Source organism: Streptomyces sp. NPDC052042, from assembly GCF_044548345.1.
GTDB lineage: Bacteria > Actinomycetota > Actinomycetes > Streptomycetales > Streptomycetaceae > Streptomyces.
Map to the genome: position 1 here is coordinate 1,064,312 of NZ_JBIUBU010000001.1, position 16,225 is coordinate 1,080,536.

Here is a 16,225-nt window from a genome sequence, read left to right on the forward strand (position 1 = left end):
GCAACTCTGGGAATCCGTTTGATCACGCCCGGTAGACATGAACGCATGAGCGCATGGCTGCCCGACGAAACGACCCTGCATCACAGCGACGCCCCTCATCGAGACCCTCGGCACGGCGCCGGCGTCCTCGCCGTCCTGCAGGACCGGCCCACGAGTCAGACGGCCCAGGTCACCGCGGCGGGCGCCGCCTGGCTCGCCGGCGCCTCCGCCTATCCGCACAGCACGCTGGCACAGTGGGAGGCCAACCCCGACTCCCCCGCGGTGCTGCCGTGCGGGTCGGCCTTCGACGTGGTGAACGTCCCCGACCTCTTCGGGCGCCGGATGCTGGAGCACCTGTGGTCCGACGGCCCCGGCTCCGGGCCGGTCGCCACCCATCGCGGCCGGGTGCTGCTGTTCGCCTCGCCCGGCACCGCGCAGCGGCTGCCGTCGCTGCTCGACTGGGAGGAGTGGGGCGGCGGCCTCGAACCGCGCTGCGGCACGGAGAACGACACCAAGGTCCCGCCCCTGCTCTGCCACGGCACCGGTGATGCGGTGACCGTACCGCCCCTGACCTGCACCGCCACCGCTCCCGACCCCCGCTGGGTGGTCGCCCCGGACACCCGCACCCCCTGGCTTCCGGGCCCTGACGTCCTGCTCTGGGCCTGCGTGCGGGTGAACAGATCGGCACCGTCCCCGGCGGCCCGGAATCCGATTTTTCCTACCGCCGATCAGGGTGCTAATGTCTACGACGTCAGCAGGCGCCGCTAGCTCAGTTGGTTAGAGCAGCTGACTCTTAATCAGCGGGTCCGGGGTTCGAGTCCCTGGCGGCGCACAGACGGGGAAAGGCCCCTCACGAGAGTGAGGGGCCTTTCTCGTGATCACGACCGCCCGGCCGGTACAGCACCCCTTTCGGCCCGGTCGGCGCCCCGCCCCGCACCCGCCGCCTTCCCCGCACCGACCACATCCCCGCCGCGGTCACGCCCTCTGCTGCGGCCACCCCCTCACCATGACCGCCCCTGTCGCAATCCCCGTGTCATGTCGACACCCCCGTGGTGATCCGGACATGCCAGGCGCCCGAGGGTTTCCGGCCGAGGACTTCGACCCTGGTGTGCGCCCCGGGGACGCTGAAGGTCTCACCGACGCGCAGCGGGGCGTCCGCGAGCGGCGCGTAGACGGACCGGCCCCAGCACGCCCCGGAACCGGGGTGGGTGTCGATGACGTCGACCGGCCCGCCGCCGGACGGGGTCGCATTGCGCACCCGGTAGATCAGGACACCTTCGGTGCAGGTCAGCCGGTCGTTTCCGGTGGCGCTGCGCGCCTCGACGGCCACGGCGCTCCCCTCCCCGGTGCGGATCACCGCCAGCCGGGTGCCGAGGGGGGCGCCGGCCCGGGGTGCGGCCGCGATCGGCTCCAGGGCGATCTCCTGGGTTCGCTGGACACAGATCACCTGCTCCTGCTCCAGCCAGCCCAGCTTCCATTTGTGCCAGCCGAAGAAGTCCGCGGCGAGCCCGAACTGACTGCCCATCACGTCCCAGTCGCCCACGTGGGTGTCCCAGTCTCCCTTGTTGTCGGACGGCCGGTGGTAGAGATCGGGCAGGTCGAAGAGGTGCCCGGTCTCGTGGGCCAGCACATTGCGGTCCGGGGGGTGCCGCTCGAAAACGGTGACGATGCGCCGGACGTCCTTGCCGTCCATGCGCAGCGGGCGGCCGAAGTTCACGACCTTGGTGGCGTCGGAGTCGACACCCGGGGCGTCCGGGTCGGCGACCAGATAGACGAGGTCGTACCGCGAGAAGTCCACCTTCGGGTCGATCACGCCGATGGCGTCGTGCAGATAGGCGCCGCGCCGTTCACTGTCCCAGTCGCGCTGTATGCCGTACCAGTCCGACGGTCTGGGCATCCGGATCCACTGCGGCAGCGGGTGCGGGCGCAGGGTGAACTTCCCGTACGAGGCGTTCCGGAAGAAGTGCGTGGTGGCGGGGAAGTGGTCCGCGGCGAGTTCGGCGGGGGTGACGGTGGGGCTGTGGTCGGGAAAGGACAGGAAGATCACGACCGCGTCCAGCGGGTGGTCCGGGCGGGGATAGGTGTCATTCCAGTCGTCCAGACCGAGGGAGTGGTGCGCCTCGGTGCGCGGCAACGCACACGGCCCCTTCTCACCGGTTGCGGCCGCGGCCGGCCCCGCTACGAGGGAGGTGGCCGCGAACGCCAGGAGCGAGGTCACGGCCGCCGTCACACCGCGCAGACTCGGCCTCTCCACTCCCCCGGTCCTGTGCTGACACGGCACATCTACCTCCGGGTGCGAGATGCGATCACGCACCACCCTGTGGCGGTTCAAGGCTCCCGTCCTGTTGGGCTGCCCCAGTCGAGTCAGCAGCCGGACGAGGCATTCACCCTCACGGAAAGTCACAATCAATCACGACTACGCCATCAGAGAGCAGAACCGGAGCCGAACTGCTTACGAAAGATCAATCATGGGCAAATCGGATCGGCGGGAGACTGGCCCATGCGGGGCGACCGCGTGGCGCGGAAGGGTCGGACGCTGGAACGCCCGACGCACCAACCTCTATGCTTCACCAGGCTTTCCCCCGCGGTTCCCGCCTCCGGCGGCGGTGCACCGCGCGGCGGGCCGGTCCGGCCCCCACCTGTTCAGAACCGAACTGCACGGCAGGAGCGAACGGTGAGCGGAACCTCCGAAGGGCCGAGGCCCACGGCGGGCACACACTCCCACTCCCCAGGACCTTCGGTCACGGAGCGTGACGACCCGTGGCCTCCTGCCGACGGTCACGGCTCCGATCCGAACGGCTACCGGGCAGCCTTTCGGGCCGCCGCACTGCCGATGGCGGTGGTCGACCACGAGGGCCTGGTGGTGGCCGCCAACGACGCGCTCGGCGACCTCCTCGGATCCTGTCCCTCGGCGCTGACCGCCCAGTCGGCGGCCGATCTCCTCGACCTCGCCGCGGACGGCCGCACCTGGCACGCGTACCGCGCGGTGCTGCACGGCCGACGGCCGCGGTTCCACTGCACCCGCAGGCTCAAGCATCCGGACGGGCGCTCACTGTGGGCCGAGGTCGTCGTCGTACCGATGCCCGAGCAGGAGACGTCCCCGGAGCCTCACCCGGAGACCGTCGCAACGGGCGGCCCCGGCCCCGGCCGGGTGCCGCGCCCCGACCGCACGCCGCGTCCGGGCCGTGTGCTGCTCTCCGTCGCCGACATCAGCGACCGGCGCGAACTGCAGAGGCGGCTGCGCCATCTCCAGATGCACGACCCGGTGACCCGGCTGCCCAACCGGGCCCTGTTCTTCGAGCGGCTCTCGGCCCTCCTGGAGACTCCGCCGTACCAGGACGACCGGATCACCCCCGTACGCGGCCGGATCGGCCTCTGTTACCTCGATGTCGACGGCTTCAAGGCCGTCAACGACGCGATGGGGCACCGGATCGGCGATCAACTGCTGGAGGCCGTCGCCGCACGGCTCACCGACTGCGCCTCGCAGGACGACCCGTACGCCCAGGACGGTCCACACCGCCCCGGACCTCATCTCGTGGCCCGGCTGGGCGGCGACGAGTTCGCCATCCTGGTCGAGGACTCGGCCGGTACGCAGCAGCTCACGGAACTGGCCCGCCGGGTGCTGGCCGCACTGCAGAAGCCGTTCGACCTGAGCGGGCGGCGGCTCTCCGTCTCGGCCTCGATCGGGGTGGTGGAACGGCCGGTGGCCGGCACCTCCGCGACCGGTCTGATGCAGGCCGCCGACACCACGCTGTACTGGGCCAAGGCGGACGGCAAGGCCCGCTGGACGGTCTTCGATCCGGAGCGCAACGCCCACCGGATGACCCGGCAGACGCTCTCCTCCAATCTGCGGCCGGCCGTGGAACGCGGCGAGTTCACCATCGAATACCAGCCGTTGGTGGGCATGGCCGACGGGATGGTGCGCGGCGTGGAGGCCCTGGTCCGCTGGAACCACCCCCAGTTCGGCATGCTCGCGCCGAATCGGTTCGTGGCGATCGCCGAGGAGGACGGGTCGATCGTCCAGTTGGGCCGATGGGTGCTGCGCTCCGCCTGCCGGCAGGCGCGACGCTGGCAACTCGCCCACCCGTCCGAACCGCCGCTGTTCATCAGCGTCAACGTCGCCGTGCGGCAGGTCTGGGACTCCGACCTGGTCACCGATGTCGCGGACATCCTCGCCGAGACCGGCCTCGATCCCGGTCTGCTGCAACTGGAGCTGACCGAGTCCGCAGTGATGGGCTCGGCGGGCCGCCCGCTCCAGGCCCTCCAGCGGCTCAGCGACATGGGTGTGCGCATCGCCATCGACGACTTCGGGACCGGCTACTCCAACCTCGCCTATCTGAGTCGGCTGCCCGTCTCCGTGCTGAAGCTGGACGGTTCGTTCGTACGCGGCTTCCGCCATGACGACGGCGCCCACGCGAGCCCGGCCGACGAGACGATCGTGGAGGCGATGGTGCACCTGGCACACCGCCTGGGCCTCACCGTCACGGCGGAGTGCGTGGAGACGGCGGGCCAGGCCGAGCGGCTGCGCAGGATCGGCTGCGACACCGGGCAGGGCTGGTTGTACTCGCGCGCGGTGGGCCCGGAGCGGATCGCCGAACTGATCGGCCGCCGGAAACTGGCGGTGTGACCCGGGGCGGGGTGCGCCGGGAGTGATGGGCCGGGCGGCGGTGTGCGTACCGAGTGCGACGGGCCCCGGGACGTACGGGCCCGGGGCGACGGTCCGGGCCCGTGCCCCGGAGTGGTGTGGCATCGGGGCAGTGGGGCAGCGGTGCCCCGCGTCCCCGGGCCGTCCGGGACGGCCCGGGGTCAGGCCGTCGGCAGGCCGTACGCGTCCGCGATCAGTTCGTAGCTGCGCAGCCGGGCCTCGCTGCCGTGGGCATTGGCGGTGATCATCAGTTCGTCGGCTCCGGCGCGCTTGGCCAGGGCGTCGAGCCCGGTACGGACCGCGTCGGGCGTGCCGTGGACCACGTTGGACAGCCAGCTGTCGACGAAGTCGCGCTCCACGGGGGTGAAGGCGTACGCCTCCGCCTCCTCCGGTGTCGGGACCAGGCCCGGACGGCCGGTGCGCAGCCGGACCATGGACAGCGCGCCGCTGAGCACCTGGCGGCGGGCCTCGCGTTCTTCGTCGGCGGCCAGGGCCGAGACGCCGATCAGCGCATAGGGGGCGTCGAGCACCGGGGACGGCTGGAACGAGTCCCGGTACAGGTCGAGGGCCGGGATCGTGTTCTGCGCCGAGAAGTGGTGGGCGAAGGCGAACGGCAGGCCGAGTACGCCGGCCAGCCGGGCGCTGAACCCGGAGGAGCCGAGCAGCCAGATCGGCGGGCGGGCCGGGGACTGGACGCCGCCCTCCGCGGTGGCCTGGACCGGGCCGGGCACCGCGTGGATGCGGGAGTAGGGGTGGCCGCCCGGGAAGTCGTCGTCCAGGAACCGGGTCAGCTCGGCCAGCTGCTGCGGGAAGTCGTCGGCCCCCTCGCCCGGCCGGTCGGTGCGGCGCAGGGCGGCGGCCGTCGCGCCGTCGGTGCCGGGGGCACGCCCGAGACCGAGGTCGATACGGCCGGGTGCCATGGCGTGGAGGGTGCCGAACTGCTCGGCAATGACCAGCGGGGCGTGGTTGGGCAGCATCACCCCGCCGGAACCGAGCCTGATGCGCTCGGTGCGGGCGGTGAGATGGGCCAGGATCACGGCTGGTGAGGAGGAGGCGACGCCGGGCATGGAGTGGTGTTCGGCGACCCAGTAGCGGTGGAATCCGCGGCGTTCGGCGAGTCGCGCGAGGTCCACGGCGGTACGCAGCGCCTGGGTGGAGGTGCGGCCCTGGCCCACGGTCACCAGGTCCAGCACAGAGAGGGGCACCGGAGCCGAGCCCTCCGCCCTCCCTCGGATGCCGTCGCCCCGGCCGCCCTCACCGGCGGCGCCGTCGATCACGCCGCCTCCGGTGCCGTTCTCCCAGGACCCGTCGCCCCGGACCCCGCCACCACGAACCTCGTCGTCCCGGCTCTCGTTCACGTCCCCGCCTCTCCTGGTGATACGCATCCGTCCCCCGCGTGCGCACGCATCGTCCGCGCGTGCGCACCGGGTCTGTGTCCGCATCCGCGCCCGCACAGGGCCGTACGCACGGCTGCGGACGCGGTCAGCGGTCTACGGCTCATATGCCCGCGCCAACGTAACAGGAGGCTATCTCCGGTTATTCCGGCCCGTCCCACCGCGGCTCGCGGCGACCTGCTCCCCACCGCCGCTCGCACCAGCTCGCTGCGGCCGTCCCCACCGCGGCCGACTGTCCGGGCCGTCCCGCTTCCCCGCAGACCGGACCGCCTCACTCCCGCCGCCGGCCGGGCTCGGCCTGCTTCCCGGAACGCCCCTTCCTGCCGCCGTGCGCCCAGGCGCGGCCCTCGCCCCACCGGGTGACCGGGGCCGGAGGAGCCTCACGGGCGGCGAAGATCCGGCCGAGCCTCGGGGACCAGGCCCGGCGGTCCGCCAGCCGCAGCCCCTCCCGGGCCGTGACCTGGTTCCCGGTGAGGACGGGCTTGCCGAGGAGTTCCTCCAGTTCCGTCACGTACGAGACGGTGTGCAGAGCCGTGTCGGGCAGCAGCACCACCTCCGCGTCCGGCCGGTCCGCGGCCTCGGCCAGTTCCCTCACCTGGTCCGGGCCCCAGCGGGCGGCCTCGGTCGCCGAGGCGAGAGCGGCGGTGCGGGTGGCCGTCACCTCGACGCCCGCGGAGTGCAGGAAGTCGGTGAACAGGTCGGCGATGTGCTCCGGGTAGGTCGTGGCGACGGCGACGCGGGCGGCACCCAGTTCCCGTACCGCGTGGACGAAGCCGAAAGAGGTACTGGACGCGGGCACCCCGGCCGCGCGGGCCAGGGCGGCGATCTGCTCGTGCCCGCCCTCCCAGCCGTACAGGAAGCTGCCCGCACTGCTCGCCCACACCACGCACTCGACGCCGGCGCGCTGGAGGTCCTCCACCCCGGCGGCCAGCCGCTCGGGCGCACCGGCCCTCATCAGCACGTCGGTCCGGTAGGCGTCCTCGTCGATGGCGGTGTGGTTCACGACCAGGCGGACCGCGTCGAACAGGGTCTCCATCCGCGGGAAGTCGTCCTCCGCGAAGTGGCCCGGGTAGAGAAAGCCGAGGGTCGTCATGTCCGCCCTTCCTGTTCCCGTCTGTTCCTGCCTGTTCCCGTCCGTTCCCGTCCGTTCCCGTCTGCTTCCGCTCGGGCCCGCCCACTCGCCCGCTGCCGTACCGCCCCGGTCCCCTCCCGGAAGCACTCGAAGGTGGCGGGCACGCACATGCGCCCGCTTCTCCCCAGTATTCCCCCATATGCCGGGGAACGACCGGGCCTCCATGCCGGGGAACGGTGGGCGCGCCGGGGAACGGCCGGGCCTCGCAGCCCGTACCGGCCCGGTCGCGGGGCGCGCACCGGACGGACCTCACGGCACACCGGCCGCGCCTCCGCGGCGCACCGGACGGATCTCGCCGACGGCCGCCGGACCGGCCTCCCGGCTCGGCCACCGGAGCCCCGGGCTCGATGTGCACTGTTGACGGCGGCGAACCCGGGTGCGAGCGTGGTCAGACCGCACACCGCAAATACTTCAGGCACTACAAACACTTCAGACACCACAGGCGCATCAGACACACCCGACGCATCGGAGACACCGGATGCGTCAGACGCAGCGGAGCGACCGTCTCTCATGCCAGAGCCCACCCTGCTCGTCCTGGACACCGACCCGTCACCGCGCCTCGGCCGGCTGATCGGGCGTGCCGACATCCGGTACACGGATGGGGCCGGGCTCGCCGCGCGGCTCCCGGAGGCCGATGTGCTGCTGGTGTGGGACTTCGCCTCCGACGCGGTGCGGGCCGCCTGGCCCGGCGACGGGCCGCGCCCGGCGTGGGTGCACACCGCGAGCACGGGCGTGGATCGGCTGCTCTGCCCCGAGCTGGTGGCCTCCGACACCGTGGTGACCAACGCGCGCGGGGTCTTCGAGCGGCCGATCGCCGAGTATGTGACCGGGTTGGTGCTGGCGTTCGCCAAAGACCTTCCGCGCACCCTGGATCTCCAGCGGCAGCGGGTGTGGCGCCACCGCGAGACCGCGACGGTGGCGGGCAGCCGCGCGGTCGTCGTCGGCGCCGGTCCCATCGGCCGGGAGATCACCCGGCTGCTGACCGCCCTCGGGATCCAGGTGGCACTGGTGGGCCGTAGGGCCCGGCGCACCATCCACGGCGCGGCGGACCTGGACCGGCTGGCCGCCCAGGCCGACTGGGTGATCTGCGCGGCACCGCTGACGGACGCGACCCGCGCCATGTTCGACGCGCGGTTCTTCGGGCTGATGCAGCCGTCGGCCCGCTTCATCAACGTGGGGCGCGGCTCGCTGGTCGTCGAGGACGACCTGGCGGCGGCACTGCGCAAGCGGTGGATCGCGGGGGCCGCGCTGGACGTGTTCGAGCGGGAACCGCTGGATTCCCGGAGCCCGTTGTGGGACGTGCCCGATCTGGTCGTCTCGCCGCACATGAGCGGCGACACGGCGGGCTGGCGGGACCGGCTGGCCGTGCAGTTCGTGGAGATGTACGAACTCTGGTCGGCCGGGCACCCGTTGCCGAACGTGGTGGACAAGCGGCTCGGGTACGTACCCGTCCAGGACCACGACGGCTGACCCAGCCCCCCCTTCCCCCGCAGCGGCCTTTCCGCCGGGCCGCCCCTCCCCCCTCTCCGCCTCAGGTGCTGGTGCTGGTGCGACACGCCGTCACCCCCCTTCGCATGCCCGCGCATACGGGCCATCGAGAGCCCCGGGCCGCACCGACGACGGGGGCGACGGGACACGGAAAGGTCACCCTCCGGCCACGGTTCGGCCACAGGCGGGCGCTTCCTGCATAGACGTGCGGGATCGGGCAGGCGTCCCACCGGTCCAAGCCCGCCTGATCCCTCCAGGAGTTCACGAACCATGGCCGACTTTCCCCACCTGTCCCGCAGGGGCTTCCTCCACCGATCGGCGGCCGTGGGCAGCCTGCTCGTCGCTCCCGTCCTGCTCTCCGCCTGCAGCAAGACCGACGCCGGCGCCACGGACGGCGCGGGGGCGCTGGACAAGCTCCGCGAGCAGGGCTTCGTGCGGGTCGCGTACGCCAACGAGGCCCCGTACGGCTATCTGGAAGGCAAGCAGCTCAAGGGCGAGGCGCCGACCCTGCACCGCGAGATCTTCAAGGCGCTCGGGGTCGACGAGCTGAAGCCCACCCTCTCCGAGTGGGACGGGCTGATCCCCGGCCTCCAGGCGGGCAAGTACGACGTGGTGAGCGCCGGCATGGCGATCACTCCGGAGCGATGCGCCAACGCCATTTTCTCGGAGCCCGAGTTCATCTCCCCGACCGCGCTGATGGTGAAGAAGGGCAACCCGCAGAAGGTCACCGACCTGGCGTCGGCGAAGGCCGCCGGAATCACCGTCGGTGTGATGTCGGGTGCCGTCGAGGGCAGGTACGCCGAGGGCGCCGGCATCGCGAAGGACCGGATCAAGACCCTGCAGAAGCCCCAGGACGGCGCCGACGCGGTCAAGGGCGGACGGATCGACGCATTCCTGCTCACCGGCATCTCGCTGCGCTGGCTGGCCAAGACCAACCCGGAGACCGAGGTCACCGAGCCCTTCGTACCGGAGGTCGACGGCACGAAGCAGTACAGCCCCGGCGGTGCCGTCTTCCACAAGGGGAACGAGGAACTGCGGGACGCCTTCAACCGCGAGCTGAAGAAGATCGTCTCGGACCGGTCGCGGTACGTGGACCTGCTCCGGGAGTACGGCTTCGGGGCCTCCGAACTCCCGCCGGCCACCCTGAAGACCGCCGATCTGTGCGCGGGCTGAGGGGAACGGGACGGAACGCACCGCATGAGTGACTTCTTCTCCGCCCTTCTCGACGACCTTCCCCACCTGCGCTCCGGTCTGTGGGTGACCGTCCAGGCCACCGTCCTGGGCGCGTCGCTCGCCCTGCTGCTGTCGTTCGTCCTCGGTCTGATGTCGATCAGCCGAACGCTGGTCGCACGCGGCGTGTCCCGGGTGATCGTGGAGTTCTTCCGCGGCACTTCGCTCTACATCCAGTTGTTCTGGCTCTACTACGCGATGCCGCCGCTGACGGGGTACGAACTGACGCCGCTGCTCTGCGGGGTCGTCGCCTTCGGCCTCAACTACGGCGCGTACGGGGCCGAGGTGGTGCGCGGGGCGATCAACTCCGTGCCCCGTGCCCAGTACGAGGCGGCCGTCGCGCTGAACATGACGCCCGCGCAGCGGATGCGGCGGGTGATCCTCCCGCAGGCGTGGGTGCAGATGATCCCGTCGTTCACGAATCTGCTGATCCAGCTGCTCAAGTGCACCCCGCTGCTGTGGCTGATCTCCGCGGCCGATCTGATGACCGTGATCCAGCAGCTGCGCGATCGCACCGGTGAGACGCTCACCGCCTATCTGACCCTGCTGGCCGCCTACTTCGTCCTCGCCTATGCGCTCACCCTGCTGATGAACCTGCTGGAGCGCGGCGCCAAGCGCCGTCTCGGGCTGTCGACCGGCACGGATTCACCGCCACGCGGCGGCGGCCCCGCCCCGGCCGTCGCATCGGCCTCCGGAGGTGCCCGGTGAACGGCTCCACGGCAAACGGTGTCGACTGGAACGCCATCGGGGAGGCCCTGCCCCTGCTGCTCGACGGGTTCCGGGTGACTCTGCTCGCGACGGTGCTCGGAACCCTGTTCGCGGCGGTGCTCGGACTCGCCGTCGCGATCGCCGGACGGGCGCCGAGCAGGTTCGTGACGGTGCCGGTGCGGGCCGTCACGGAGTTCGTCCGTTCCACCCCGCTCCTGGTCCAACTGGTCGGCGCCGCAGCCCTGTTCCCCTCGGTGGAGCCGCTGGCGACGGGCATCGTGGTGCTCGGCATCCACTACGCCGCGTACACCTCCGAGGTGTACCGGGCCGGGATCGACAGCGTGCCGAAGGGGCAGTGGGAGGCGTGTCGGGCGCTCTCGCTCACCCCGCGCCGGACCTGGCAGTCCGTGATTCTGCCGCAGGCGGTGCGCAACGTCCTGCCCGCCCTGGGCAACTACGCGATCTCGATGTTCAAGGAGACCCCCTTCCTCGCCGTGATCACGGTGCAGGAGATGGTCTTCGAGGCCCGGAAGTACGGCGCCGCGCACTTCGCGTACACCGAGGCGTTCACACTCGCCGGACTGATCTTCCTGATCGCGAGCTTCCCGACCTCGCTGCTGATGAGAAAGCTGGAGAAGCGCCTTGGCCACTGAACCCCTCCCCCTGCGGAAGAACGCGGGCCCGACCCCCGAGCGCATCGTGCCGGCTCAGGCGCTCGCGGGAACCGGCCAGGCCCTGGTCCGCTTCGACGACGTCGTGAAGCGGTACGGCGACCACGTCGTCCTGGACCGGCTGAACTTCTCGGTGCGGCGTGGCGAGCACGTCACCCTGATCGGCCCCAGCGGCTCGGGGAAGACCACGATCCTGCGGCTGCTGATGACGCTGGAGAAGGTCAGCGACGGTGTCATCTGGGTGGACGGCGAACCGCTGTCCCATGTCCGGGCACCTGACGGATCGCTGAAGCCCGCGACCGAGCGGCATCTGCGCGAGGCCCGGAAGAAGATCGGCATGGTCTTCCAGCAGTTCAACCTCTTTCCCAACATGAAGGTGCTGCGCAACATCACCGAGGCACCGGTCAACGTGCTGGGCATGGACCGCGACGAGGCGGAGTCCCGCGCCCTCGAACTGCTCGACATGGTCGGGCTCGCGGGCAGGGCCGACGCCCACCCCTCCCAGCTGTCCGGCGGACAGCAGCAGCGGGTGGCGATCGCCCGCGCGCTGGCGATGCGGCCGGAGATCCTGCTGCTGGACGAGGTGACCTCCGCGCTCGACCCGGAACTGGTGGCGGGCGTACTGGAGTTGTTGAGCGACATCGCCCGGAACACCGACATCACCATGCTCTGCGTGACCCACGAGATGAACTTCGCCCGCGACGTCTCGGAGACGGTACTGATGTTTGATTCGGGACACGTGATCGAATCAGGGCCGCCGGAGAAGATCTTTTCCGATCCCGAACACGAACGTACGCGCGAATTCCTCGCAGCGGTGCTGTGACCTCGCCACTCGCGTCCCGCCAGTGACCCTGGCATATGCCGGGCAAAAGCGCCCCAGCTCATGAGGCTGGGGCGCATCGTCGCTTCGTCAACAACCGCCCCGGAACAGGCTCTTGGCGGCTATCGTGAGCTCAGAGCTTGCGGTCACAACCTGGTAGGGGGAAACCGTGCCGTTGAAGCCCGAACCGACCACACCGTTCCACTCGGTGCAGTACGCCCTGCGCGTACTCGAAACGGTCTCCAGGCACGGCGACGGCGTGACGAGCACCCAGATCTCCCGGAAGACGGGGCTGCCCGCCGACTACCTCACCTCCCTGTTGCTGACCCTGCGCCGCGAGGGCTACGTCGAACAGGTCACCGACGGGGCGTACGTCATCGGTTCGTCGCTGTTGCTCCGCGGCGCCGGAACGGCCCGCAGACAGGCCCTGGAAGAGAAACTCCAGCAGTCACTGGCGCGGCTGCGCGATTCGGTCGGCGCGGCGGTCTACATCAGCCGGTACGTCGACGGCGAGGTCCGGGTCACGCAGTACGCCGACGGCCCGCAGACCCCGGCGGTCAACGAATGGGTCGACTTCCGGTCGTCCGCGCACGCCTCGGCGGCGGGCAAGTGCCTGCTGGCCCAGCTCGACCGGAACGGCCGCCGCGATCATCTCGCGCGCCACAAGACACCCAGGCTGACCTCTCGGACGATCACCAACGAGAAGGTGCTCTTCTCCAAGCTCGACAGCCAGCCGGCGACCGTTCCCATGCTCGACCTCCAGGAGTACGCGGTCGGCACGGTGTGCGCGGCGGTGCCGCTCACGGCCGGTTCCTCGGCGGGATGCCTGGCGCTCTCCCTCCCGATCGAGGACGCGCACCGCCTGCGCTCGGCGGCGGACACACTGAATCGGCGGGCAGCCCCCATGCTGCTGTCACTCGCCCTCTAAGGGCCGCCCGGCACCTTCAGAACTGGGCGGTTCACCCCGTTTACGCCTTCTTTTTCATGGTTTGCTCGTGGTGTCATCGACGCCCCTCGAAACCAGGTATGATTTTCGTGTCAGCAGGCGCCGCTAGCTCAGTTGGTTAGAGCAGCTGACTCTTAATCAGCGGGTCCGGGGTTCGAGTCCCTGGCGGCGCACAGACGACGTACTGGGCGGTTCACGTACACACGTGAACCGCCCAGTACGTTTTTGCCACCCTTGAGATGTACACATGTCCCACGCCGAAGGACATCCGCAGACGCCGACGGGGCGGTGGCCACCCGGCGGTGCACCGATCACCACCGGGCAGGGCCCCCGCATGCGCAGGACAGGGCGGCGACGGAAGCCGTGCCGCCACGGGCGGGGGCAGTGGTCACCGCGGCGCCGCCGAGGCAGCGGGCGCCGGCGGAACGGGACGGCGCCTCGGCACGTACGGACCTTCCCCTCGGGTCCGCCCGGGGTGCGGCCGATTCGGCGGCGCCCCGGGCGGACCCGAGGGGGATCACTGATACCTCAGCACCCCGGCTCGACGCCCGGGTACATCAGCACTTCAGCACCGCCACATCTCGGCGCTTCGGCGCTTCGCGTCAGAACTGCACGTCGGAGCAGGCGTAGAACGCGTTCGCCGTGTCAGCGACGTTCCAGACGCTCAGGATCATGTGCTTCCCGGTCTTCTGGGTGGGGATGGTGCCCTGCTGGGTGAGGGTCGCCGGGGGCTGCTTGCCGCCGTAGGGGACCGTCATGAAGGGCTGAGGCTCCAGGTCGGCCCTGGTGAGCGGCTTGGCGGGGTCCCAGCCGTCCTTGGTGATGTAGTAGCGGAAGTCCGAGGTGGCGTGGCGCGCGGTGAACTGCCAGCGGAAGCTGAAGCCCTGACCGGCCGTCACCTTGGTCGCGGGCCAGTTGCCGCCGCGCGGGTCGTCGAGCTGCGCGAAGCCGGAGTTGCCGCCGGCGCAGATCTTTCCGTCGGCCGGGCCGGCCGCCGGGAAGCCCTTCGGACCCTCGACGCTCTGCGGCTCCCACTGGATGCTGCCGCAACCCGACACCGAGCCGTTGGCACAGAGCTTCTGACGACTGATCGGGTTGTCGGTGTAGCCGTGGCTGCTGGCGCTGCTCGTCGCGAACAACGAGGCACCCGCGATCGCCAGGCCGACTACGGCCGCACTTGCCCTTTTACGCATTGCTGTCGCTCCTCAAGAACGTGGGGGAGGTTCCATGAGCCCTGCTGCGCGCATACTGCGGTCTAGACCAACGCTTAGATTATTGACTGGAAATGAACATGTCCAGACCAATGGGGGTGCGATTCCGCTTCGCCGCCCCAGGCGCTCCCCGACCCCCTCAGCCCCCCTCGCCGCCGCTGCGTCCCGTGTAGAAGGCCACCGTCAAGTCCTTGACCAGCACCTTCCGTTCGTAGTCATCCAGTTCCACGATGCCTCGCTCGGTCAACCGGTTGACGGTGTCGTCCACCGCGTCGACCACCGACGTCAGAACACTGTCGCGGTGCTGGGCATCGATGGCGGCGATCCGTCGGCGCTGCATGGCCGCGGCGACCTCCGGTGCGTACTCGATCCCGGTCGGCTGCGCCGAGTACACCTCGATGCCGACGGGCACACAGTCCGCCTTGAGCATCCGGGTCAGCGCGTCGCCGACGGCCTCCGCGTCGCGCAGGGTGGGCGCGTCCTCGTGGAAAGCATCGGCGGGAAGCTGCGAGAGGACCCGGGCCATCGCCGCCTCGACCTGCTCACGCAGATACGTCTCGTGCTCCTCCACGCCCAGCAGCGCCCGAGCGGTGTCCCGGACCCGCCACACCACGAGGACGACGACGCGCAGAGCGGTGCCGTTGGCGTCCACGGCGGGCAGCGGTTCGCTGCGCCAGTGCCGCAGGCGCACATCGACCCGGCGGCGCAGCAGCAGGGGGCTGATCCACATCAGCCCGGTCCGTCGCACACTCCCCCGGTACTTGCCGAAGAGCGTGAGCACCCACGCGTATCCGACCCGGCCGCGGCTCAGCCCGCCGAGCGCGAGGAGCACCAGCACCCCCAGTGCGGCGAGGGCCGCCCAGGCTCGGACACCGATCCCGGCGTACGGCCTCGGGACGATCCCGAACCGCGTGAGCGCGGTGGCGGGCAGCGCGCCGATCCACCAGAGGACGGCCCCGGCACCCGCGAGCCCGATCAGCGCGGTGAACAGGGCCACCCAGCCCGGCAGCGCGGGCCCCGGACGCTCGGCGAGCTCCGGATCACCGGCGGGCGCGGGCCGGGTCGAGGGGCGCACCTGCGGCCCCCTCGGCGCGGGCGGGCGCCGCACCCCCGGCGCGGCGCTCCCGCCACCGCGCCCCCGGCGCAGCACGTCGGTGGGGAGCCCGGTGCCGTCGACGTTCCCGGGGTCGTCGCGGAAGAGCAGGTGGACGGGGATGGTCGCGGTCGACTCGCTGCCGATGACCACATGACGCCGTCCGGCCGACCGTTCGCCCCCGACGCGGGTGCGGTCGACGATGTCCCGGTGCCGAGAGGGGGACGGCAGCGGCGACGCGAGCGCGGACGGGGCCGGGGACGGGTGCGCGGTGCCGCGCGCGGATGCGGGGCGGATGCGGGCCGCGACCGGTACGGCCCCGGCGCCCGCTCCAGGACCCGCGAGTTCATCGTCCGGCCGGAGCCCCGACTTCGCACCGACCGCATCGCCCCCGGCGGATCCCGCGGACCCCGGCTTCGCCGTGGGCGTGCTGCCGAGCAGGAGCCCCGGTCCCTCGGCGGGCACGACGTTCACCGCCGCGGCCGGGTGGGGTGCGGTGCCCACGGACGGCACCGACACCGCAGCCGAGGCCGCGCCCAGGGCGACGCCGCCGCCCCCGTCCGGGAGCATGTCCAGCACCAGGTCGACCACGGCCTCCGGCTCGTCCACCGGTCCGTTCACCGTTCCGTCCGGGTCGCGTTCGGGCTCCGGGTGCTCGGCGGGCCCGGCCTCCTGGGCCTCCCGCGCGCCCCGGCCCTCCGGGACGAGCCGGTCCCGGTCCGACGGCGTACCACCGCCCGCGGCCGGGGCGGCGCCCCGGTCCGTCGCGACCTCGGGCCCGCCGCCCGGACCGCGCGTCATCGCCGGAGCCTGCTCCCGCATCCGCGCCGCCGCCCGCTCTTCCCCGCCCTCCGGCACTCCGGCGCGGTCCGACACCGTGGATCCCATTCCCGCCTCCGTCATGTTCG

The 16,225-nt window shown here is 71.4% G+C and carries 13 protein-coding genes and 2 tRNA genes; 10 read left to right on the plus strand and 5 right to left on the minus strand.

Annotation, left to right across the window (positions count from 1 at the left end; all coding sequences use genetic code 11):
* Positions 1 to 45: 45 nt before the first annotated feature.
* Positions 46 to 747: a hypothetical protein gene (locus tag ACIHCL_RS04475; RefSeq protein WP_399856797.1), complete on the plus strand. Its 702-nt coding sequence runs from the start codon at positions 46 to 48 to the stop codon at positions 745 to 747.
* Positions 738 to 811 (plus strand) — tRNA-Lys (locus ACIHCL_RS04480). Before ACIHCL_RS04475 ends, ACIHCL_RS04480 begins: the two co-directional genes overlap by 10 nt.
* Before the next feature lie 201 nt (positions 812 to 1,012).
* Here the strand turns inward: ACIHCL_RS04480 and ACIHCL_RS04485 are convergent.
* Positions 1,013 to 2,233 (minus strand): M6 family metalloprotease domain-containing protein, encoded by a 1,221-nt coding sequence (locus ACIHCL_RS04485; protein ID WP_399856798.1) that lies wholly within the window; start codon positions 2,231 to 2,233, stop codon positions 1,013 to 1,015.
* A 420-nt stretch (positions 2,234 to 2,653) separates the two neighbouring features.
* Here ACIHCL_RS04485 and ACIHCL_RS04490 point away from each other — a divergent pair, with 420 nt between their 5' ends.
* A complete protein-coding gene (locus tag ACIHCL_RS04490) occupies positions 2,654 to 4,606 on the plus strand; it encodes a putative bifunctional diguanylate cyclase/phosphodiesterase (RefSeq protein WP_399856800.1) in 1,953 nt (650 codons plus the stop codon).
* A gap of 179 nt (positions 4,607 to 4,785) precedes the next feature.
* Here the strand turns inward: ACIHCL_RS04490 and ACIHCL_RS04495 are convergent, their stop codons facing one another.
* Positions 4,786 to 5,898, minus strand: coding sequence for an LLM class flavin-dependent oxidoreductase (locus ACIHCL_RS04495; RefSeq protein ID WP_399857150.1), 1,113 nt, complete (start codon positions 5,896 to 5,898; stop codon positions 4,786 to 4,788).
* Positions 5,899 to 6,289: 391 nt separating this feature from the next.
* Positions 6,290 to 7,111 carry a decarboxylase gene (locus ACIHCL_RS04500; RefSeq protein ID WP_399856802.1) on the minus strand — a complete coding sequence of 274 codons (822 nt, stop codon included), beginning with the start codon at positions 7,109 to 7,111 and terminating at the stop codon, positions 6,290 to 6,292.
* A 549-nt stretch (positions 7,112 to 7,660) separates the two neighbouring features.
* Between ACIHCL_RS04500 and ACIHCL_RS04505 the strand changes: the two genes are divergently transcribed.
* From ACIHCL_RS04505 to ACIHCL_RS04535, 7 genes are all read left to right on the plus strand, one after another.
* A complete protein-coding gene (locus ACIHCL_RS04505; protein ID WP_399856803.1) occupies positions 7,661 to 8,620 on the plus strand; it encodes a D-2-hydroxyacid dehydrogenase in 960 nt (319 codons plus the stop codon).
* Between the two features lie 288 nt (positions 8,621 to 8,908).
* Positions 8,909 to 9,811 (plus strand): ectoine/hydroxyectoine ABC transporter substrate-binding protein EhuB, encoded by a 903-nt coding sequence (gene ehuB / locus ACIHCL_RS04510; protein ID WP_399856805.1) that lies wholly within the window; start codon positions 8,909 to 8,911, stop codon positions 9,809 to 9,811.
* Between the two features lie 24 nt (positions 9,812 to 9,835).
* Positions 9,836 to 10,576 (plus strand): ectoine/hydroxyectoine ABC transporter permease subunit EhuC, encoded by a 741-nt coding sequence (gene ehuC, locus ACIHCL_RS04515; protein ID WP_399856807.1) that lies wholly within the window; start codon positions 9,836 to 9,838, stop codon positions 10,574 to 10,576.
* Positions 10,573 to 11,229, plus strand: coding sequence for an ectoine/hydroxyectoine ABC transporter permease subunit EhuD (gene ehuD / locus ACIHCL_RS04520; RefSeq protein WP_399856808.1), 657 nt, complete (start codon positions 10,573 to 10,575; stop codon positions 11,227 to 11,229). The genes ehuC and ehuD overlap by 4 nt, the downstream gene beginning before the upstream one ends.
* Complete coding sequence (gene ehuA, locus ACIHCL_RS04525; RefSeq protein WP_399856810.1) at positions 11,219 to 12,070, plus strand: ectoine/hydroxyectoine ABC transporter ATP-binding protein EhuA; 852 nt, start codon at positions 11,219 to 11,221, stop codon at positions 12,068 to 12,070. Before ehuD ends, ehuA begins: the two co-directional genes overlap by 11 nt.
* Before the next feature lie 166 nt (positions 12,071 to 12,236).
* Complete coding sequence (locus ACIHCL_RS04530) at positions 12,237 to 12,995, plus strand: IclR family transcriptional regulator (RefSeq protein WP_399856812.1); 759 nt, start codon at positions 12,237 to 12,239, stop codon at positions 12,993 to 12,995.
* Positions 12,996 to 13,112: 117 nt separating this feature from the next.
* Positions 13,113 to 13,186: transfer RNA gene (locus tag ACIHCL_RS04535), tRNA-Lys, on the plus strand.
* Positions 13,187 to 13,615: 429 nt separating this feature from the next.
* On the opposite strand, the gene ACIHCL_RS04540 is transcribed toward ACIHCL_RS04535, so the two are convergent.
* Positions 13,616 to 14,206, minus strand: a complete 591-nt coding sequence (locus ACIHCL_RS04540; RefSeq protein WP_399856813.1) for a lytic polysaccharide monooxygenase — start codon at positions 14,204 to 14,206, stop codon at positions 13,616 to 13,618.
* A 157-nt stretch (positions 14,207 to 14,363) separates the two neighbouring features.
* Positions 14,364 to 16,220: an SPFH domain-containing protein gene (locus ACIHCL_RS04545; protein ID WP_399856815.1), complete on the minus strand. Its 1,857-nt coding sequence runs from the start codon at positions 16,218 to 16,220 to the stop codon at positions 14,364 to 14,366.
* Between the last annotated feature and the right edge of the window lie 5 nt (positions 16,221 to 16,225).